The organism is Psychroserpens damuponensis (genome assembly GCF_000826655.1).
Lineage (GTDB): Bacteria > Bacteroidota > Bacteroidia > Flavobacteriales > Flavobacteriaceae > Psychroserpens > Psychroserpens damuponensis.
The window spans coordinates 186,377-207,502 of sequence record NZ_JXJO01000001.1; the positions used below are offsets into that span (position 1 = coordinate 186,377).

At 31.2% G+C, this 21,126-nt stretch carries 18 protein-coding genes; 1 reads left to right on the forward strand and 17 read right to left on the reverse strand.

Annotated features, from left to right (window positions below):
- Positions 1 to 10: 10 nt before the first annotated feature.
- From TD29_RS17760 to TD29_RS00910, 17 genes are all read right to left on the reverse strand, one after another.
- Positions 11 to 1,081 (reverse strand): glycosyltransferase family 2 protein, encoded by a 1,071-nt coding sequence (locus TD29_RS17760; protein ID WP_052466921.1) that lies wholly within the window; start codon positions 1,079 to 1,081, stop codon positions 11 to 13.
- A gap of 66 nt (positions 1,082 to 1,147) precedes the next feature.
- Complete coding sequence (locus tag TD29_RS00835) at positions 1,148 to 2,113, reverse strand: hypothetical protein (RefSeq protein WP_152611438.1); 966 nt, start codon at positions 2,111 to 2,113, stop codon at positions 1,148 to 1,150.
- Positions 2,114 to 2,206: 93 nt separating this feature from the next.
- Positions 2,207 to 3,640, reverse strand: a complete 1,434-nt coding sequence (locus tag TD29_RS00840; RefSeq protein ID WP_040278206.1) for an MBOAT family O-acyltransferase — start codon at positions 3,638 to 3,640, stop codon at positions 2,207 to 2,209.
- Positions 3,641 to 3,649: 9 nt separating this feature from the next.
- The gene (locus tag TD29_RS00845; RefSeq protein WP_084203362.1) at positions 3,650 to 4,753 is read right to left on the reverse strand and encodes a glycosyltransferase family 4 protein; all 1,104 of its coding nucleotides are present in this window, start codon (positions 4,751 to 4,753) and stop codon (positions 3,650 to 3,652) included.
- Positions 4,754 to 4,833: 80 nt separating this feature from the next.
- Positions 4,834 to 5,748: a hypothetical protein gene (locus TD29_RS00850; protein ID WP_040278209.1), complete on the reverse strand. Its 915-nt coding sequence runs from the start codon at positions 5,746 to 5,748 to the stop codon at positions 4,834 to 4,836.
- Positions 5,738 to 6,736: a glycosyltransferase family 2 protein gene (locus TD29_RS00855; protein ID WP_052466922.1), complete on the reverse strand. Its 999-nt coding sequence runs from the start codon at positions 6,734 to 6,736 to the stop codon at positions 5,738 to 5,740. The genes TD29_RS00850 and TD29_RS00855 overlap by 11 nt, the downstream gene beginning before the upstream one ends.
- 7 nt (positions 6,737 to 6,743) lie before the next feature.
- Entirely contained in the window at positions 6,744 to 7,697 is a 954-nt protein-coding gene (locus TD29_RS00860; RefSeq protein WP_040278211.1) for a hypothetical protein, read from the reverse strand.
- Positions 7,694 to 8,971: an ATP-grasp domain-containing protein gene (locus TD29_RS00865; protein WP_040278212.1), complete on the reverse strand. Its 1,278-nt coding sequence runs from the start codon at positions 8,969 to 8,971 to the stop codon at positions 7,694 to 7,696. Before TD29_RS00865 ends, TD29_RS00860 begins: the two co-directional genes overlap by 4 nt.
- The gene (locus TD29_RS00870; RefSeq protein ID WP_040278213.1) at positions 8,968 to 10,029 is read right to left on the reverse strand and encodes a DegT/DnrJ/EryC1/StrS family aminotransferase; all 1,062 of its coding nucleotides are present in this window, start codon (positions 10,027 to 10,029) and stop codon (positions 8,968 to 8,970) included. Before TD29_RS00870 ends, TD29_RS00865 begins: the two co-directional genes overlap by 4 nt.
- Positions 10,026 to 10,670 (reverse strand): sulfotransferase, encoded by a 645-nt coding sequence (locus TD29_RS00875; protein WP_040278215.1) that lies wholly within the window; start codon positions 10,668 to 10,670, stop codon positions 10,026 to 10,028. The genes TD29_RS00870 and TD29_RS00875 overlap by 4 nt, the downstream gene beginning before the upstream one ends.
- Positions 10,671 to 10,673: 3 nt before the next feature.
- Positions 10,674 to 11,897 (reverse strand): ABC transporter ATP-binding protein, encoded by a 1,224-nt coding sequence (locus TD29_RS00880; RefSeq protein ID WP_040278216.1) that lies wholly within the window; start codon positions 11,895 to 11,897, stop codon positions 10,674 to 10,676.
- Between the two features lie 66 nt (positions 11,898 to 11,963).
- Positions 11,964 to 12,809, reverse strand: coding sequence for an ABC transporter permease (locus TD29_RS00885; RefSeq protein WP_040278217.1), 846 nt, complete (start codon positions 12,807 to 12,809; stop codon positions 11,964 to 11,966).
- Between the two features lie 205 nt (positions 12,810 to 13,014).
- Positions 13,015 to 13,995, reverse strand: a complete 981-nt coding sequence (locus tag TD29_RS00890) for an SDR family oxidoreductase (RefSeq protein ID WP_040278219.1) — start codon at positions 13,993 to 13,995, stop codon at positions 13,015 to 13,017.
- A complete protein-coding gene (locus tag TD29_RS00895) occupies positions 13,995 to 15,287 on the reverse strand; it encodes a nucleotide sugar dehydrogenase (RefSeq protein ID WP_040278220.1) in 1,293 nt (430 codons plus the stop codon). Before TD29_RS00895 ends, TD29_RS00890 begins: the two co-directional genes overlap by 1 nt.
- Positions 15,288 to 15,289: 2 nt before the next feature.
- A complete protein-coding gene (locus TD29_RS00900; RefSeq protein WP_241485191.1) occupies positions 15,290 to 15,877 on the reverse strand; it encodes a sugar transferase in 588 nt (195 codons plus the stop codon).
- A gap of 1 nt (position 15,878) precedes the next feature.
- A complete protein-coding gene (locus TD29_RS00905; RefSeq protein ID WP_040278221.1) occupies positions 15,879 to 18,350 on the reverse strand; it encodes an exopolysaccharide transport family protein in 2,472 nt (823 codons plus the stop codon).
- Positions 18,351 to 18,353: 3 nt separating this feature from the next.
- Positions 18,354 to 19,148, reverse strand: coding sequence for a polysaccharide biosynthesis/export family protein (locus TD29_RS00910; protein WP_040278222.1), 795 nt, complete (start codon positions 19,146 to 19,148; stop codon positions 18,354 to 18,356).
- Between the two features lie 104 nt (positions 19,149 to 19,252).
- Between TD29_RS00910 and TD29_RS00915 the strand changes: the two genes are divergently transcribed.
- Positions 19,253 to 21,121: an ABC-F family ATP-binding cassette domain-containing protein gene (locus tag TD29_RS00915; protein ID WP_040278225.1), complete on the forward strand. Its 1,869-nt coding sequence runs from the start codon at positions 19,253 to 19,255 to the stop codon at positions 21,119 to 21,121.
- Positions 21,122 to 21,126: the final 5 nt, after the last annotated feature.

A 21,126-nucleotide genomic window follows, 5' to 3' on the forward strand; every position in this document is an offset into this window, starting at 1 on the left:
GTTTCACCTATTATTGAGCGCTACTATTAGTTGTGTTTTTTATTTTTATTTTGTACCAAGTTCTATCTGAGTAATCTTCAATAGCAAATCGTTTATTAAAAAAACCTTTTTTTAATATGATAAAAAAGCTAGCTATGACTTTATAGAAAAAATGATGATTACGCTTTCTGAAATACAACAAACGTCTCCAAAACCAAAAATCTATTTTTGGCACAAGATATAACCTGTTTTGTATGTTTTGCCATAAACCGTGTTTTAAACTTGATAAAGGCAGTTTAGATATTACAAAATAATACAATTTGAATACAAGTAATTGTACCTCTTTGTCTTTAAAAGAATCCTGATTTTGTATAGCGCTCACCACTAAAGAAATAAGCTCTAATCTATTCTCTGTTACAACAACAGTATTATTTTTATTAATGGTTTCACTTTTATGAAATCTTTGTAATGCGGCAGAAGTTTCATCATCACTTTTTAGATAATTAGTGCTCAGTAAAAGGGCTCGAATATGAAATTCCCAATCTTGCCAAGAGCTCACACCTTCAGTGTAAAAAAGCTTATTATTAATTAAAAAACTTTTGGACCATAATGGTCCTGAAGTGTGCCAGATCGGATTTAAGCTTAAGAAGCTTTTAAAATCAGAAGCATTTGGTTGCGATAAATCATTCCAAACACAATCCTTAAGATGTAACTTATCAAAAAAGCGTATGGTTTGAAACACATAAAAATCATAACCACTATTATTTAATGCAAATTCTATTCGGGTTTTTAAAATATGTGATGGCAAAATATCATCTGAATCAAAGAACATAACATAATCCCCTTTTGACTGTACAAGACCAATATTCCTGCACGTTGGAGCACCTTTAACACTTCCCTCTGGTCTTTCAACAAAAGTAAAACGTGCATCTTTTTCTACATATGCGTTTACAACCGCTTTTGTACTATCAATACTTCCATCATCTACTACCAAACATTCCCAATTTTCATAGGTTTGATTCGTTATAGAATTAAGAGTATCAACAATTAATTGCTCTCGATTAAACGTTGGTATAATAATAGAAATGATTGGTTTGGTCATTAATGCAATTCTTAGATTGTAAAACTAGCATTCTTTTTTAGTAATTCTGAATGATAGTCTTTAAAATCACTTATTAGTTTCAGAATTAATAAATGTTTTTAAATCTTCCATATATAAGTTATTAAATGCTTCAACACCTTTGGCATTTAAATGTAAACTGTTATAAAAATAGGATTTATCACTATTCATTTTAGCTTTAGAATAGTCAAAAAAGGGACTATTATTTTTTGTTGCTAAAGAATCAAACATAGATATAATATCCTCTCTATTTTCAATCAAACGTTGTCCTAAAACATGTTCTGGTGTGTACATTAAAATAACTGCTATTTTTTTTGAATGCATTTCCTTTAAGAACGCATCAAAACATTTAACCATGTTAGTATCTATTTTTTTGTAATAAGTAGTCTTGTTTTTGCGAGCGCTTTCAAAATCTGTATTCCAAGTTTCATTTGAAGCCTTAAACCCTTTGGTTCTCATACGCTCTTGTGGCCAATTAATCACTTCCTTTACAAAATAGGTTAAGGCTTTCTTTCGTCCGCTATATCTAACAAGAGGTAAATTATAATCTGTAGACGAAAAATTATCATAGCTTTTAGTATATGTATTAAAAAGTGGATCTGAATAGAAAAAAGGTAAAAACTGTTCGTCATTATATAAGCCATCAAACAATATCAGTGTATTAACATCAACGGAATAAATAATAACCTTAGGTGGTGAATTGTGTTTTAGCTGAAGTTTATGTCTTAAGTCCTGAATATCGAAGGCATGACCATCCACACCAAAATTATATGCAGACATTCCCGTTTCTTTTTCAATAACCTGAGGATCAAAATGCCTCCAAGCTCTTGAAGAGCCATAAATTAACAATTCATCGTTGATATCATGTTTTAAAATATCATTCCAAATTTTAGCATCTCCCATGGCGTAACTTTCAGAACTGGCCAAAGTCTTAGAAACCCAAATATCAGTCACAATAGCTGCAACCAGTACTGAAACAAAAAACAAAATACTCTTTAAGAGAAAATTTTTCATGTGTTTATTTTATTATTTTATATGGGACACATGCTGTTCGCTAAGAATTATCTCATTAAATGACAAATATTTTAATAGTGCTCGTTTCATGGTTTAGAATTGAAAGTAAATAAAAGCCTGTGGTTCTCCTGAGAAATAAAAGATACAAAATAGTATGCCATAATAAATTGCATATCTACCAATAGCAGGCACTTTTTCATGAATGTTTGATAACGCAAAATCTTCTGAACGCCCTTGCCATTCCATTAATAAGAATACAACTAATAAACCAAAAACATCTAAAGGTAACTTTTGAGGAGAATTAAAAAATGAACTCGAAAATATAGTCGATAAATAACTCCACGCATGGGTAACATTTTCAGCTCTAAAAAACACCCAAGCGATTAAGGTTAAAACGAATGTAAGTAACATGCCGCTAAATTCCTTTAAGCTTGGCAAGATTCTACCAGACGCTATATCTCCAGTGTATACTCTATTCTTTTGTCGTAATAGCAATGGTAAAAAATAAAGAGCATTTAGAGCTCCCCAAACAACAAACGTCCAATTGGCTCCGTGCCAAAAACCACTAACAATAAAAATAATAAAGGTGTTACGTATTTTTTGCCAAGTACCTCCTCTACTTCCTCCTAATGGGATATACACATAATCTCTAAACCAAGTTGATAAGGATATATGCCATCGTCTCCAAAACTCTGCAATATCTCTTGAAAAATATGGATATGCAAAATTCTTCATTAAATCGAAACCAAATAATCTTGAAGTTCCTATGGCGATATCAGAATACCCAGAAAAATCACCATAAATCTGAAAAGCAAAAAATAACGCGCCTATAAATAAGGTACTACCATTATAGCCTGAGGAATGGTTAAATATCTCATTGGCATATTTAGCACAGTTATCTGCGATAACCATTTTTTTAAATAAGCCCCATAATATTTGACGCATACCCTCTACAGCTAACGGATAACTGAATTTACGTTTTTTATAAAATTGCGGTAATAAATGCGTTGCGCGCTCAATAGGACCAGCTACTAATTGTGGAAAAAAACTAACAAAAGCAGCAAATGCTACAAAATCTTTTGTGGGTTCTAATTTCTTTCTATAAATGTCAATGGAATAACTGAGTGTCTGAAAGGTATAAAAGCTTATACCAACTGGTAGAACAATGTCTAGTCCTCTAAAATCTAAAGGCTGTCCAAAAAAGTTAAAAGCATCAACAAAACTATCTAAAAAGAAATTGTAATATTTAAAGAAGCCTAACAATCCTAAATTAACGGCAAGACTTACCCAAAGCAAATATTTACGATGAGTAGGCTCTTCTGTTTTAGCCATCCACAAACCAATAGAATAATCAACGAGCGTACTAAATAAAATAAGCACTAAAAAACGCCAATCCCACCAACCATAAAACACATAACTAGAAATAGCAATGAGAACGTTTTGAGAAGACAGTTTTGATCTCAGTAACCAATAGAGCGCAAACACTATAGGCAAAAAAATGGAGAAGTCTATGGAATTGAATAACATTCTTTAATTTTATTTACTAATGTATTCTAATATGTCTTGAAGACTTTTAATGTGTCTCTGCATACTATAATGTTCTAAAATATGATTTTTCCCGTTAGCTCCTAATTGTTTAGCATATTGCATATCATCCAAAAGTCTAGCCATATGTTTGGCCATTGTATTTACATCATGTTCTTCATTCAACAATCCTGTTTCACCATGTATAATCACATCAGGAATTCCTGCATGGTAAGTAGAAATCACTGGCAACCCAGCAACACTAGCTTCTAAAACAGCTAAAGGTGTTCCTTCCATATCTCCATTTTCAGATCTAATAGAATGTTGAACAAAAGCTAAGGACTCCGCTAATAATGCTCTATAAGCATCAGGTGAAATAATTCCTAAAAACTGTACTTGATTTTCAAGCTGATAGTGTTTTACTAAATTCTGACACATATTTTGTAACTCACCATCTCCAGCGAGTAATAATTTTGCATCAGGATGTCTAGTTGCGACTTCCTTAAAAGCCATAATGGTATAATATGGTGCTTTTTTATCTGTAAAACGTCCTATGGATATAAACTGTTTTCTTGAAAAATTTGGACTTACAATTTCAAATTCGGGTTGAGGACCATAAACATTGTAAATTAGCTTTTTCTTCGGACATCCTGTATCCAACAACATCTGCTCCATTTTTTTTGAAACCGCTATAATCTTTGCAGCATAGTCAAATACATCCTTATAGTTATTACATTTTTTAACTACGGCATTTACACTAGCATCAAATCCATGAAAATGAACTACAATTGGTAAGCGACTCTGTTTTAGAAGATCTAATAAATGATAGGCATGTGTTCCATATTCTACCAAAACAACATCTATAGCTTGCTTTTTCAAAGAGGACAGTATGGATTGTTGATTAGTATAATTAAAAGAGTAATTCTTTATTTTACGAATCAAACGGTAACTCCATCTTTCTGACTTAGACATTAAATGGTCTGAACCTTCTAACTTCATATTCCCATTAGGTCCATAGTAATAAAACACATTATCCTTTAAATAGGTTTTATGTGCCTGAATAAAAGTTTCAGAATAAGGATTTTGACTGGGTGAAAAAATAGCTATATTCATCATTTATTTTCTTATGAAACCATATAATCCGGCTGTCATTTGGTCTTTTTTAATGTTACTTATTCTATTAGAATTATTTGGCATTACTTAAATAATTTATAAAAGATTTTTGATATAATAGTTTTATCCTTTTTAATTATTGCATTTTCATGTGCAAACTGAAATTCTGGATTATGTTTCTCTAACGTTTGTTTATACATATTCAATTGTGGCTCTAATAAACCATCTATACCATTAGCAATTAATTTAATAGTTGCATTAGTATAATGAATAAATACAATTGGAAACGAATTATTAATCAAAACCTCGTTATCAATATTTGTGCGTTCACACTCAACCCTATTCCAATTAGAAATATTACACCCTCTATGCTCTATAACTTGAACTTGAGATGAAAAATAGATAGGCATTAAATTCAAATAAATCTGATCCACATAAAACCCTTCTTCTTTTTCCATTTTATAGCTACAAACGCTCAGCCACCAATCTAGCACATTTATGGCGTTTTTATTACATCCAAAAAAACCAGCATTATAAAGACCTTCTGTAAATAAACAGTTAAAATTAGAAGCATCTAAAAAAGGGTCTTTTGACCGCCAATGTGGGGTAAGTATAACATCTCTATGATCTAAAATATCTAACAAAAAAGATGGATCACTATAGAAATATAGGTCTGGATCTAAAAAAAACACCTTATCGTAACCTCTAATCGTTAATAAATATTTTAGAAACACAGGTTTTAAAGCCCACCTTAGATTACTTTCTAAATCTGATTCATACTTTTGAATCATTGAATAATCAGATTTCAAAACAGTCTTGATCTCATTTAATCTAATAATCTTAATAGTCTTGTATTCAATTAAGTCAATATCTTCATCAACAACTAAAACATTAAAATTGAAATCAACTATAATTTCTGCTAAAGAATCATAAATCGCTTTTGCATAAAAAAAATAATTAGAGGTTATGATTGTACAAAACGTCTGTTTATTGTTCATAATTTTTCGTTTTTATTAAATACATTTTTATTAATTCATAACGGATTTTGTAAAAACCATACGCTAAATACATTTTGTTTATTCTAGCTAATCTTTTGATTTCCCAATAAGTATTTAATCGTTTTTTTAGAATAGATATCCTATAAGAATCTTCAAACAATAAATCTTTTTCAATAATTGACACAAAGTTTAAGTGTTGTTTATAATTAGAAATCAGTTTTTTCGTACTTGATCTAAATTTAGCGTGCACACCCCCTGAATGCACCCTATAAACACCCATTTCTTCATTAAAAACTTTCATCTTTTTATTAGAATGTTTTAGTACAGTCAAAACAATTCCTAAATCACCAAAAGGTAATTTATTAAACAATTTTGGCAAATACTTAATATATTTACTCTCAAAAACTAAAGAACAAGTACCTGTCTTATTTCCTAAAATATAATCTTCAATCAAATAATCGGTATCAGTATCAATATTAGGTATTTTCTTAATCTCTTTTTTATTAAAATCATTTAATTCAAACACCTTGTGAGCGCAGATGTCGTAATCGGGATTAGTTTCCAAAAAATCAACTTGCTTCTGTAACTTGAAAGGATCTGTCCAGTAATCATCACCTTCACATAAAGCTAAATATCTCCCTTTAGCCGAATACAAATTATACAATAAATTAAATCTTCCTGAAGGTCGACCACCAATAATAATATTGTTTTCTCTATGGTGTAGAAAAAGCTTAATTTTATCGGGAAATTGCTGAGCATATTCCTTACAAATAATCCTAGTTTTATCATTGGATTGGTCTTCGCCAAGTAAAATTTCAAAATCAAAATTTGTTTGTTGCATTAAAATACCATCTAAACATTGGCGAATATAATGCTCATGATTATAAGTTTGAACACAAATAGATAAAAGTGGATTATCTACAACTCTATTTGGAATTTCAAGAACGTCTTTCTCTTGATATTTTAATTTAAATTCTTTAAAATTCATATAAAACTTAAGGGTTAAACGATCTTATCTTTTGCAAAACTAATTCTTCTAAATCTGTAAGTTGGAATAAATTCTTATAACTAGTATTCTTGTCTCCTTTAAAAGCTTTATTTAAAACAAGCCTTTTATTGATAACATTCCTAAATATTTCTTCTTCTTTATAATCTAATTCTGATCTTTGATAAACAATTCTATTACGATGCCTTTCAAATGGCTCATATTGGGATAAACCAAGTTCTCTGGGATGCATTTGATTATACTTAAGAAGTTTACTTAGATGCTCATTAGATATTGAAGGATTATCATTCTTTATAGGTAGTTTATGATTGTCTATTCTTAAAACACTTGACAGTGTTACATTTAAAAACTCCTGATTTTTTGTTAGGTCTTCAAAATTCAAACATGTTATATCTACATTATAAAAATGCTCTTTTAATTGTGATTTCTTATTTAATATATTTAAATCTGATAAAAAATTCCTATCACTTAAAGCTACTAACTCACGCATAAAATAGGTGTAATTATCTTTGTAACCCATCTTTAAAAATTCTCGATAAAGACTTTTAAGTAAATTAATAGGTTCTCTCTCAATAATAAAAATTGAAACTTCAAAATCGGAAAATAAAAATGCTAATCTTTTAATTTTTTCTACACTATCTATTTGTTGTTGAGAAAACTTAAATCCTAGGTGTTCACTCGAAAAAAGAGACAATAAACTAGAGTTATTGACAAATTCCTCAATTGTTTTTTTAGCTTGTTTTTTATTTTGATTCCAATAACAATCATTCGCGTATTTCAGTAATGACTCAAAAATAAATTCAATGTCTTTATTTACATATGAAATATTATCATTAATACCGACACCTGCGTAATTAATTTGAGGATGTTTCTCAAAAAAGCTTCTCTGCAAAGTAGTTGATAAACACTTAGGGTAACCTATATGGAGACAAACTTTTTTCATAAATGCATTAGGGCTTCAATATTATCTGGAGCAAATACAGGGATATTCAAGTTTTTATAAACTTCATAACGTTCGGCATAAGAATCATCAATAAAAATAGTATTCTTATTGGGAATGTACTTATACTTTTTATCTGTTATACTTAAATGTATAATCTCGTCAAAAAGCTCAGACAACTTATATTCTTTCAAGGTTTTTAATATATCATTTTTATGCTTTGTAATTAACACTACACGCTTCTGTTCATTAATCAATTGGAAGATAAATTTAACCAAATCAGTATTTATTTTACCTCTAATCAACAAGCAATCATCAAAATCTATATATACCGAATGATATTCAATATTAATTATATATTTATTAGTCAGTGCTCTATCCAATTCTAAATTATAGGAATTATGAAAAATATTCACATCAATATCAAATGCATCATAAACACTTAAAAGAGCAAAATTAACCCCCAAATTCCTATATAAAGAAGATGACCCAGCTAATCGACTAGCTATTTCAAGTAAAACTAATTCTCCATGTTTATTTTTTTTGACTTGAAAAAACCATGCTCCTCGAAACTCTATAACCTTATTAATTTGTTCTGCAATCTTAATAAAAGCATCCTTATTCTCAACAGGTACAGTTTGAACACTAATGCCATTCTGAATACGTTTACGTTCTCTAGCTCCTGAAAAAAGTAATTTACCGTGCCTATTTGTAAAACAATCTATTGTAAATTCATTACCAGGTAAATACTCTAAAATAATGCTAGACGGAAATTGCTTAATGTGTTCATGTCCCTCTGATATTGAATGGATTTTTTTTGCCCCTCTAGAACCATATCCAATATCTGGTTTCATGAACACCGGGAAATTTTTAATATGGTCAATATTATTAAATATATCAGGTGTATTTATAATATTTTGACAGAATTGATACGTTTTTGTTTTAGACAAACATAATTCTGTAGTATCAGAAACAGAAGTTATTAAATTACAATGTAATTCAGATTTATGTTTTGCTAAAAAAGAAATCACACTATCCATTGCAGGATATATGGCATCAACTTGGTGTGCTTTAATAATAGCATTAAGTTTTTGTAAAAACCCTTTTTCATTATAAAAAGGTACATCTCCAATATATTGATCATATACCATCCTACCATGATCTTCAACACTACTTAACCCAATAAGACTTATGTGACTTGAGAACTTTAAAGATCTATGAATTTCCAAACCAATTTCAGATCCACAAGGAAATACTAAAATAGTAAAATTTTTCATTTTAATTTATTTATTATTTTATCCAAAAGCGCTTTATTCATTCCTACAAATAAAGGTAAACATAGTATTCTTTTAGATATACTATCTGATATTGGCATATTTTGTTGGTTTAAATAAGGAAGATTATTTAAACTAGGATAAAAATAGCGTCTAGGAAAAATAGACTCTTGGTTTAAAGCTGTTTTTACTCGTAAAAGTTCTGTTTCATCTTTAAAAATGACAGGATAATAACTATAATTCCAAATAGTGCCCTCCCTAATTTTAAGCAATTGAAACGCTGACTCTTTAAAGGCTGCATTATAAGTATCAACTATGTTTTTTCGTTCTTCTAAAATCTCATCCATATAAGGCAATACTGCTAAGCCCATGGCAGCTTGTGGCTCACTCATTTTAGCATTAATCCCTAAGCTCTGAAAAGCCTCCGGACCATCATGTCCAAAATTATGATGCGAAAACATAGATTTATAATATTTTTCTTTACAAAACAAGGCCCCACCTTCCCCGGTATGAAACAGTTTAGTAGCATGAAAACTACAGCTACTAACATCACCATAATTAAAAAGAGAACTTCCTTTATAAGACACGCCAAAACAATGTGCCGCATCATAAATAACCTTTAATCCATGTGTTTTTGCTATGGCTTCTATAGCTTCTATTGCACAAGGATTTCCAAAGACATGTGTGGCTAATATAGCTGTAGTTTTATCTGTAATAGCAGCTTCTATTTTAGTTTCATCAATAGTAAGATAATCATGATGAATATCAACAAATACAGGTGTACAGCCTTCCCAAACAATACTGCTCGTCGTTGCTACATAACTAAAAGGGGTTGTAATAATTTCGCCAGTCAAACCTAAGGCCTTTATGGCAATTTGTAAGGGCAAAGTCCCATTAGTCATTGCTATAAAAGAAAAAGATCCTAAATATGTTTGCAAAGCAACCTCTAATTCCTTAACCAAAACACCTCGATTGGTCATCCACCCTGTATCCCAAGCACGCTTCAAAATTTCTTGATATTCCTCTTGTGGTGGCAAAAATGTTTTGGTGACGTTTATCATTTTGTTACATTAGTTTTATTTTCCCAAGGAAACGTTGTGTATTTTGAAGTTATTCCTATAAAATCAGCAAGTTTAATAACACTATCAGCCTCTGCAACATTTAGTATCAATAAATTATTTTTATTTTTAAAATAATCTTTAATACCTTTATTTCTACTTTCATATATACTTATCAACTTCTCTTTATTATAAATATCATTAACCGTTTCTCCATATTTTTCATAAAAAGTTTTCCAAATAAAACCTTTATAAATATATGTTCCATTTTGTAAATCTTCTTTAGTAGGAATCCTGCCATTTTTACCAAAAAGTTTACTATGAAATTTTGTTATAGAATTATACCAATCTTCAGAAGAAGATCGTTCTGTTAAAATAAATTTAGCATTAGGAAAATAATGATCTAATAAAACATATAAATAATCATTACTAAATGGTATATCTTGAAATACCTGAGCAGTTTTACAGTAATTTATAATAGGTTTCCAATCTCTGTTAATATAAGCATCAATCAATAATTCTGCTTTACGTTGGTTTCCCACATTAAAACCATGGTCTTTAAAAAAAGACTCTAAAGACGTAGTACCTGTTTTATTTTGACCTATACAAAATATTTTTGGCTTATTTTTTCTTAGAAATTTCATATTCTATTTCTTTGAGTAATTAGCTTCCAATAAAAAAGGAGGCCAAGTTTCTAAGTCATTTATTATCTGAAAATCCAAAATACTATTAATTCTTAAATAAGGCTCTTTACTTTTCATATTGTTAACAGAAACATTAATGGAATAAACCCCTTTTGAAAGCTGTAATTTTTTATGTATAACTCTAAATTGAATATTATTCTCATTAAATTGTATTTCAGACTCAAGCGTATTAGGCGTTAACAACGCTACAGGTCTCTGCTCTTTATCAAAAATAGTTAGACTAAAAGCAGGTAATTCTGTTAAGGTGTTGTTTGTAAATAATAAATCGATGCATAAATCGTCACCCCAATTAACTTGTATTAAACTATTATCGTTTTTTACATTTATAATATCTACTTTATCTAAAATTAAACTTCCATCATCAAAAACAATATTACTCTCATTATTCGTAAATCGCTTGTAATACAAATCAATAGCTTTTCCTACATCATCACCATTAAACTGAGAACAACCTTGTTCCATCAAAATAATTTGAGAACAAATACGAGACACCATTGGCATACTATGAGACACAAAAATCACTGCTGTATGCGGCAAAATAGTATCAATGGTTTTAAAGCATTTTAAAATAAAACCCAAATCTCCAACCGCCAAAACCTCATCAATAATTAATACGTCTGGCTCCATTTGTGCAGCTACGGCAAAGCCTAAACGTACTTTCATACCAGAACTATAATGCTGAATAGGCATATCGATAAACTCTTCAAGTTCAGCAAATTCTATAATTTCATTTAGTTTAGCATCAATCTCTTTTCGAGTAAATCCTAAAATAGCACCATTGTTATAAATATTTTCTCGGCCGCTTAAAATAGGATTAAAACCGGCTCCTAATTCTATAAGTGCTCCTACACGTCCTTTTATAGTTACTTTCCCTGCATCAGGATTGATAAGTCCGTTAAGAATCTTCAACAAGGTACTTTTACCAGCTCCATTATGACCTATTAAACCTAAACATTCACCACGACGAAGCTCAAAATTTATATCCTTAACCGCCCAAAACTCTTTAGGGCGCAACTCACGTTCTTCACTAGACCCAAACACTCCACTTACCAAATCTTTAACTCCATACCATAGGCTTGTTTTAAGATCTTTACAAAATTTTTTGCTTAGCCCCTCTACCTTTACTAGAACTTCTTTATTTATTGATATGTGGTTATTTTCAGACATGAAATAAATTAATGTTTGGCATATAATGTATATTATTTTTTTCTACTATAAATTAATTTTCAAAACCTAAGCACTCAAACGCTCCACAATAATTGGAATTGAGATACGATAAATAATCAACCCTAAGAACAATAAAGGGATACAAATCATTAAAACTATTAAAAAATCAACCACATAAATTGGTGAAAACCCTACAACTAAATCACGAGCTGTTAATATTATTGGGGTTATAGGATTCCACTCCATAATAGTTTTCATTATACCTGTTTTAGGAATGGCATAAACCACAGGTGTGACGTACATTAAAAACTGCATTCCAAACGTTATGATTTTTCCAATATCTTTGTAAAGCAACCCTATTGGTGTTAAAAACAAGCCCAAAGTGGTTCCGAAAAGTATAGCTCCAATTATAGCTATTGGAAACAAAAACAAACTCCAATGAAACCCAACACCATAAATAAACACAAACAATATTAGGAGTAAAATTTTAATAGAACTATCAAATAACAACTTATAAACCCCCGAAAGCAATAAAGCCTCCTTAGGAAAGTTAATTTTAGTAAGAATACCTTTTGCAGCCTGTGTACTCTGCATAGGCGAATTAATAGAAGCAACAATAATAGACCAAATCAAAGTCCCTGAAAATGCATAAACAGGATAGGGTATCCCTGTATCAGATAATCGAACAGTACCACTATTGTTTAAAAAAACCCATACAGCTGCAGTTGCCAATGGGGTAACAAAAGCCCAAATAATCCCTAAATAGGATTGTCGGTACATAGCTTTAATATCTCTCTCAGCTAACTGTCTAGCCAAAAATCGTGATTTAAACATATCACTTAAACTCTCTATTAATAGCTTACCAAATTTTATAGTGCGTTCCTTCTGATAAACACGAGTTTTTAATGCCATGGTTTGTTTCTAAAACACTTCTTTTTTGATAGTGCTAATATACTAATTCCATTAGTAAACGAAAACACAGTCTAAAGAATAATAAATTAAAATCATTCTATATTTTTTTGAATAAAAAATCATCTTTAAAAAAAAATGTCACAAATATAAAAAGCTGTCTTTACCAGACAGCTTTTTTAATAAAAATCAATATTAGTTTTTATAATTAAGATGTAAACGAATCCCAAGTAATTTTTAATCCTTCTCTCACTGTAAATTGCGGCTCGTAGCCTAAAAGGTTATTTGCTTTTGAAATGTCTGCCAACGAATCTCTTACGTCTCCTTGACGTTCGGGTCCATAAATAACATCTAAATTAGAATTTGCAGAATCTTTAAGTGAATTCCATAAATAATTAATAGTTATTCGTTCTCCACAAGCAACATTGAACACTTGATTTTTAGCTTCTTTTGAAGCAAAGAAACCTTTCACATTGGCTTGCACTACATTGTCTATATATGTAAAGTCTCGTGTTTGTCCTCCATCACCATTAATTTTAGGAGATTCCTCATCTTTAAGCGCTTGCATAAATAATGGTATTACTGCTGCATATGCTCCATTAGGACTTTGTTTTGGTCCAAACACATTAAAATATCTAAAGCCTATAACATCTGTGTCATACGTTTTTCCGAAGACATCTGCATACAACTCGTTTACATATTTAGTCACTGCATATGGTGATAAGGGTTTACCAATAGTATCTTCAACTTTTGGCAAGGTTTGACTATCGCCATAAGTAGAGCTAGACGCTGCATATACCATACGTTTTACAGTTGTAGAGTCTTTTAAAGCAATCATCATATTTAAAAACCCAGATATATTCACCTCATTGGTTGTTGCTGGATCATTTATAGAACGTGGCACCGAACCTAAAGCTGCTTGATGAGAGACATAATCTATATCTTTCATAGCATCTTTACAGGTTTGCAAATCTCTAATATCGCCTTCAATAAGCTCAAAAGCAGGATGATCATGAAACGCTGTTAAATTATACCTGTGACCATTAGAAAAATTATCTAAGACACGTACTTTTTTAGCGTTATATTTTAAAAGGTATTCCACAAGGTTAGACCCTATAAATCCTCCTCCTCCAGTGATTAAAAATGACAACTGGCTTAAATCTTGATTGTGATAATTATTTTCGTACATTATAATCTAGCGTCTGTTGTATGTTTAGGTAATAATGATTTTACATCAAATATGATGCAGGTCTCAGATTTTAGGTTCTGTAAATCTAATTTCAAAAATTCATCATGAGATACTGCTAAAACAATAGCATCATAATCTGGTTTTAATTGCGTTTCTTTATCTAATAAACCAAAACCATATTCATGTTCAACTTCTTCTTTGGATGCCCATGGATCATAAACATCGACGTTTACATTATAGCTTTCAAATTCTTCTATGATATCTATAACTCTAGAGTTTCTAATATCTGGACAATTTTCTTTAAATGTAATCCCTAAAACAAGCACGTTAGAACCTTTGATTCTTGCGCCTTTTTGAATCATCATTTTTACAGATTCTTGTGCTACATAACTTCCCATACTATCGTTCATCTTACGACCAGCCAAAATAATTTCAGGATTATACCCAGATTCGATAGCTTTTTGAGCTAAATAGTAAGGGTCAACACCTATACAATGCCCTCCAACTAAACCAGGAGAGAAATTTATAAAATTCCATTTGGTACCTGCAGCTTCTAAAACAGCTTTGGTATCTATATCTAATATTCTAAAAATTTTAGATAACTCATTTACAAAAGCAATATTTATATCTCGTTGCGAATTCTCAATAACTTTAGCCGCTTCGGCAACCTTAATTGATGGTGCACAATGTGTTCCTGCTGTTATGATAGATTTATACAAATCATCAATAACCACTGCTATTTCTGGGGTTGATCCAGAGGTTACTTTTAATATTTTTGTAACGGTATGTAATTTATCGCCAGGATTGATACGTTCTGGAGAATAGCCTGCAAAAAAATCTTGATTGAATTTTAATCCTGAATGTTTCTCTAAAATTGGTACGCAGATATCTTCTGTTGCACCTGGATATACAGTGGATTCATAAATCACTATATCCCCTTTTTTTAAACCTTTAGCAACACTTTCACTAGCTTTAATTAACGGTGTAAACACAGGCCTTTTCAGCTCATCTGTTGGTGTTGGCACAGTAACAATATACACATTTGAGTCTGCTATTTGATTGGTATCATTTGTAATGAATAATCCTGTGCTAGCATTTGGATTTGTTGTAAGTACAGATTTTAAATGGTCATCTTCAACTTCTAATGTTTTATCAATACCATCGTTTAGTTCTTTGATTCGTGTTTCATTGATATCAAATCCTATTACCATATATTTTTTGGCAAATTCTACTGCCAATGGCAAACCTACATATCCTAGTCCTAGTATTGTAATTTTTTTACTTGTATTCATTTTCAGTTAAGTATAGATTTAGTAATAAGTTTCAAATCTAAATAAAAACTCCAATTCTGCACATATTTTTTATTGATTTCAACCTTATCTACCCAAATAATCGTTCTATTGTATTTTTCTGGGTCATTTTGTTGAGCAAGAATACCTTCTTCGCTTTTATATTTTAATGTAGCCGGTCCAGTAACGCCGGGTTTCACTTTTAAAACAACGCTATCTTCTCCAATTAATGTATCTGCAAATCCCTGAACATCTGGCCTAGGTCCAACAAAACTCATATTTCCTATTAAAACATTAAACAATTGAGGAAGTTCATCCAACTTCGTACGTCGTAAAAACTTACCTATACGAGTTGCACTTTTACTAAGATGTCCCAAATTATGAACTTCTTCTTTAAGAGTTCTTAATTTATATATCTTAAATAGCTGACCATGCTGCCCTACTCGTTGTTGCGTGAAAATACCATATGTTTTGGTGTCGAATGTTGCTATTAAAATTAGAACAAAAAGAGGCGCAATACATAACGGAAACAACATTAGAGATAATAAAAAATCAAATATACGTTTCCAAAAAAGTTGCTTTTTAGAGATCAATTTAAATCCGTTTTAAAAAATGTTTTATTTTTGTTAATATAGACATATCCTCTCGCTCATGATATGCATTACCATAAACACCATAACCATAACCGTAGCCATAACCGTAGCCATAACCATAATTATGGTTTGTTTTATGTTTATAGAAGTTCAATACAAAACTAATATTTTTGACCTCTCCAGTTCTATATTTAGCGTTAATTAAGGCTAACATGCCTTTTTTGGTATAGTCTAAACGCACCATAAATATGGTAGCATCTGCATATTGTGTTAATTCAAGTGCATCTGTAACCAAACCTAAAGGAGGCGTATCCAACACAATCATATCATAATCTCTTCTAAGTTGATCAATTAAAATTTTCATTTGATCACTCATAAGTAGTTCTGATGGATTTGGAGGAACAGGTCCAGATGGGACCACATCTAAATTTTCAATATGTGTTGTATATTTAACCTCATCAAAACTACTTTCGCCAATTAAATAATTGACAACACCTTTATCATTGCTAATATCAAAATCTCCAAAAATTTTCGGTTTTCGTAAATCTAACCCTAACAAGATAGTCTTTTTACCTGACAACGCATATACAGTTGCGATATTTATAGAGCAGAAGGTTTTACCCTCACCACTTACTGATGATGTGACCATAAGCGTTTTCCCTTCTACCTTACCTTGTCTTTTATATAAAAACTGCAGACTAGAACGTATTGCCCTGAAAGACTCAGCCACCGCAGACTTTGGTTTTTCAAAAACAATTAAATTGTTTTTGTAATTATATTTACCCAGCAGTCCTAAAATAGGGATTTTAGAAAGTTGCTCAACCTCATCAGATCCGTGAATAGTATTATCTAATAAAAACAAGACAAAAATCAAGAACAAGGGAATAAAAACACCTAACATTAAAGCCATCATGTAATTAAGCGTCTTGTTAGGCCCTATACGACCAACTCCTATATCTTTAGCCTCATCAATCACCGTAATGTCAGATATATTAGCGGCTTTAACAATAGCCGCTTCACTGCGTTTCACCATATAAATGTTATAGGCTTCTTGACTAATATCTAATTTTCTTTGAATTTTAAGATATTCTTGTTGATCCTCAGGTAAGCCAATAAGTTTTGCCTCTAAATTCGCAATATTGCGATTTAATGTTGACAATTGTATCCTTATTGTTTTTTTCGTTGCACTTATTGTCTCTAACAATACATTTTTTTCAGCATCAATACGTCTGTCTAAATCTTTAAATAACTCAGAGCCTTCTTTAGTAGTATATTCAAGATTCTGACGCTCTGCCGCTAAAGCAATTATTCTTCCCACACTAGACAAAATATTATCTTCTTGAATACCCACACTTGTAGGTGCTGCAATTTCGGTATAATTGGTTTTGGTTTTTAAATAACTTTCTAAGTTATCAAGGTAAGCTAATTTTGCGTTTTCTTGCTCTTTAGTAACGTCGTAACCTCTAAGTTGCCCAGAAATTTGTGAAATCTCTTCGGAAACATTAAACACTTTATTCTTTCGTCTAAATTCATTCATTTCATCTCCAAAACCCTTAAGATCAACATTAACCGCTGCAAGACTACTATCAATAAATTTTATAGTATTTGTAGCGTACAAGTTTTTACGCTCTAACTCTAACTTACTTAAAATTGCTGAAGTTGCATTTAAATAATCTACAATTTTAGCTTTATTATTCCCTGCCAATTGCAACTTTAAAATAGAAGAAGCTGAACCTGCGGCTGGCCCTATAATAATACTTCTTTTATACCTATTCACAATCCCATCAAAATTTAAGAACCTGATGAAATACTCCGTTTGAGGCTTTAGATTTATATGAGCTTTATATACCAAACGGCCATTTAAAAAAGGAAGATTGATGACATCACCTGTTTTAAACGTTTTCTTAAACACACCCATTGGCACATCTACGGTCTCTACTGATTTATCTCCGTACGACTGAGCAGTCTTCCTTTCACCCTCAAATTCGGTAAACACCTCAAATTCAGTATCATTTAAAATTCTAATCCCTATCGGATAATTTAACACTTGAGGTTTCGATTTGTCAATGATTAAATCAAATGGCGCATTTTTATAGATATCTTCTTTTCTATATTTACCTTCCCTTAAATATTCCATATAAAACTGGAGCGAATCAACAACAAATTCGTTATGAGTTCTTGTTTGTACTGCAGTAACAATTTTTCCAACCTTACCAGAAACGCCTCCCCAATTAAATGAAATACTTGTGTTAGCTGTAAAAAAAGGATTTTGATCGTTTTCAATAGAAATTAACGAATCTAATTTATAAACACTTTGTTTTCTAACGTTAATGTAATATGCAATACCAATAGCAATACCAATAGATATTAATACAAATTTCCAAAGATTTAATATTTTAAATAGGTAGCCTTTAAAATCAAAACTTACACGACCAGACTCACTATAGTCAAATTCTTCCTGAGTATTATCCATATCCTATAACCTTGTAAATAACAATAGAGTAGTAGTAATTAGAGACACAACCGTAGCAATAGTACCCAAAGTTTGTACAGCAGTTTGCCCTGTCCCTATTGATTTTTGAGGTAGTGGTTTAACATAAATAATATCATTAGGCTGAATATAATAATACGGTGAATTCATAACCTTAACATTTGTTAAATCAACAGTATGAATTTGTTGCCCTTGTGGATACTGCCTAATAATTTGCACTTCCTTTTTATTCCCTGTAACGGGTATTTCACCTACATTAGCAATAGCCTCAAAAATATTCACACGATCTTGAAACAAGGTAACTGTTCCTGGTCTTCCCACTTCACCATTTGCGGTATAACGTAATCCAGACAGTTTAACAGTTATAAAAATGTTTGCAGTCTCTTTGAACTGTTCCTTTAAAAGTTTTTCCTTCAACATCATTTCGATATCCTCAACAGTATAACCAAGCACATTAATTTTTCCTAAAGACGGAATTCTTATATTACCATGCAAATCCACTGTAAATCCATCAAAATAAGCACGCTCAGAGCTAGTTGCATTTAAGTTAACTTCTCCAACGGGATTAAAAATAACCGCATTTTCTTGATCTAAAACCTTTATTCTAATATTTAAAATATCATTAACTTGAACACGATATGGTTTTGGTTGCCTTACCATAACTTGACTTGAATCTGTAACCATATCTTTTTGCTGAAGATAAATGGTATCTTTATGAGGTATACAAGAAGTTGATAATACACATAGTAACAATCCTGTAAACAATAATATTTTATTCATTTTAACGTTGCTTGTTGCTTCACAAATATAGCTTATCACCATTAATATCAAAACTATTAGTCGTTTTTTTGAGTAATATCACTTTCTTTGTAAAAAATATTCCATTGAACTACTTAACAGTTGAAAACATATCAAAATCTTATGGCGAATTAGAGCTCTTTTCAGACCTCTCATTTAGTATTCATAAAGATGACAAAATAGCATTTGTTGCGAAAAACGGAAGCGGTAAAACCTCAATCCTTAATATCCTTTCAGGTGCAGACACGCCAGACTCAGGCCAAATCGTCATGCGAAACGGGTTACGAATAGCCTTTTTATCGCAAGATCCTCAGTTTGATCCAAAATCAACAATTAATGATACTATTTTTTCTTCGGAATCTCCACAACTCAAAATCATTGAGAATTACGAAAAAGCATTACAAAAACCCGAAGATGCTGAAGCCTACCAAAAAGCATTTGAGCAAATGGATATCCATAATGCCTGGGAATTTGAACTTCAGTTTAAACAAATTCTATCACAACTAAACCTTCATAATCTAGACCAAAAAATTAGCACGATGTCTGGCGGACAAATAAAACGTCTCGCTCTTGCTCAAGCCTTAATTAGTAATCCAGATTTATTAGTTCTTGATGAACCTACCAACCATTTAGATCTAGAAATGATTGAATGGCTAGAACAATACTTCGCCAAAGCGCAATTCACATTATTCATGGTCACGCACGATCGCTACTTCTTAGAACGTGTATGTAACGAAATTATCGAGCTAGATCACGGTAAAATGTACAATTACAAAGGTAATTACAGCTATTACTTAGAAAACAAAGAAACTAGAATTGCTCAAGAACAAGTTGAAACCGGAAAAGCCAAGCAACTCTTCAAAAAAGAGCTAGAATGGATGCGTCGCCAACCTAAAGCGAGAACCACAAAATCAAAATCTCGAATTGATGATTTTAGCGATATAAAAAAACGAGCACACCAACGTAGAAACGACCATAAGATTGAATTAGAAATCAATATGGAACGTTTAGGTAGCAAAATTGTAGAATTCCATAACGTATCAAAATCATTTGATGACCTTGTAATTCTTAAAAATTTTGAATACACATTTAAACGTGGTGAACGCATTGGCATAATTGGAAAAAACGGAACAGGAAAATCCACCTTCCTAAACATGTTAACAGATGCACTAGAGCCAGATGCTGGCAAAGTCATAGTTGGCGAAACCGTAAAATTTGGATACTACACACAAGGTGGAATCCATGTTAAACAAGGTCAAAAAGTAATAGACGTTATTAAAGAATTTGGCGAATACATTCCATTAACAAAAGGACGGCAAATTAGCGCCAAACAACTACTAGAACGTTTTCTTTTTGACGGAAAAAAACAACATGATTTCGTAGAAAAATTAAGTGGTGGCGAACAAAAACGATTGTACTTATGTACCGTTTTAATACAAAACCCTAATTTCCTAATTCTGGATGAACCTACAAACGATTTAGATATTGTTACCTTAAATATTCTCGAAGATTTCCTATTAGACTTTCCTGGCTGTTTACTTGTAGTGTCTCACGACAGGTATTTTATGGATAAAATTGTAGACCACCTATTTGTGTTTAAAGGTCAAGGTGAAGTTCAAGATTTTCCAGGCAATTACACAGATTATCGCGAGTATGAAGCCTCAACTCCTCCAGAAACAAAACCAGAAACGACAACGTCTAATACTTCGGAAAATCAACTAGACCAGAACAAAGCAGATAAATTAACTTACAACGAACAGAAAGAATACAAAAACCTTGAAAGTAAAATCCGTTCACTAGAATTAGACAAGAAAAAACTGGAAGAAAAATTTCTAGACGAAAATCTGTCCCAAGAAAAAATCACCGAATTATCTCAACAATTACAAGTCATTATTGATGACATCGAAACAAAAGAAATGAGATGGTTTGAACTAGCAGAAAAATTAGGACTATAACCAAT

What these genes read in the sequence shown, in the direction of transcription:
- TD29_RS00885 (WP_040278217.1), bottom strand. Translation starts at nt 12,809, where the DNA reads ATGGCATTAAAAACTCGTGTTTATCAGAAGGAACGCACTATAAAATTT.
- TD29_RS00870 (WP_040278213.1), bottom strand. Translation starts at nt 10,029, where the DNA reads ATGATAAACGTCACCAAAACATTTTTGCCACCACAAGAGGAATATCAA.
- TD29_RS00890 (WP_040278219.1), bottom strand. Translation starts at nt 13,995, where the DNA reads ATGTACGAAAATAATTATCACAATCAAGATTTAAGCCAGTTGTCATTT.
- TD29_RS00865 (WP_040278212.1), bottom strand. Translation starts at nt 8,971, where the DNA reads ATGAAAAATTTTACTATTTTAGTATTTCCTTGTGGATCTGAAATTGGT.
- TD29_RS00835 (WP_152611438.1), bottom strand. Translation starts at nt 2,113, where the DNA reads ATGAAAAATTTTCTCTTAAAGAGTATTTTGTTTTTTGTTTCAGTACTG.
- TD29_RS00860 (WP_040278211.1), bottom strand. Translation starts at nt 7,697, where the DNA reads ATGAAAAAAGTTTGTCTCCATATAGGTTACCCTAAGTGTTTATCAACT.
- TD29_RS17760 (WP_052466921.1), bottom strand. Translation starts at nt 1,081, where the DNA reads ATGACCAAACCAATCATTTCTATTATTATACCAACGTTTAATCGAGAG.
- TD29_RS00905 (WP_040278221.1), bottom strand. Translation starts at nt 18,350, where the DNA reads ATGGATAATACTCAGGAAGAATTTGACTATAGTGAGTCTGGTCGTGTA.
- TD29_RS00845 (WP_084203362.1), bottom strand. Translation starts at nt 4,753, where the DNA reads ATGATGAATATAGCTATTTTTTCACCCAGTCAAAATCCTTATTCTGAA.
- TD29_RS00875 (WP_040278215.1), bottom strand. Translation starts at nt 10,670, where the DNA reads ATGAAATTTCTAAGAAAAAATAAGCCAAAAATATTTTGTATAGGTCAA.
- TD29_RS00880 (WP_040278216.1), bottom strand. Translation starts at nt 11,897, where the DNA reads ATGTCTGAAAATAACCACATATCAATAAATAAAGAAGTTCTAGTAAAG.
- TD29_RS00895 (WP_040278220.1), bottom strand. Translation starts at nt 15,287, where the DNA reads ATGAATACAAGTAAAAAAATTACAATACTAGGACTAGGATATGTAGGT.
- TD29_RS00850 (WP_040278209.1), bottom strand. Translation starts at nt 5,748, where the DNA reads ATGAACAATAAACAGACGTTTTGTACAATCATAACCTCTAATTATTTT.
- TD29_RS00855 (WP_052466922.1), bottom strand. Translation starts at nt 6,736, where the DNA reads ATGAATTTTAAAGAATTTAAATTAAAATATCAAGAGAAAGACGTTCTT.
- TD29_RS00910 (WP_040278222.1), bottom strand. Translation starts at nt 19,148, where the DNA reads ATGAATAAAATATTATTGTTTACAGGATTGTTACTATGTGTATTATCA.
- TD29_RS00840 (WP_040278206.1), bottom strand. Translation starts at nt 3,640, where the DNA reads ATGTTATTCAATTCCATAGACTTCTCCATTTTTTTGCCTATAGTGTTT.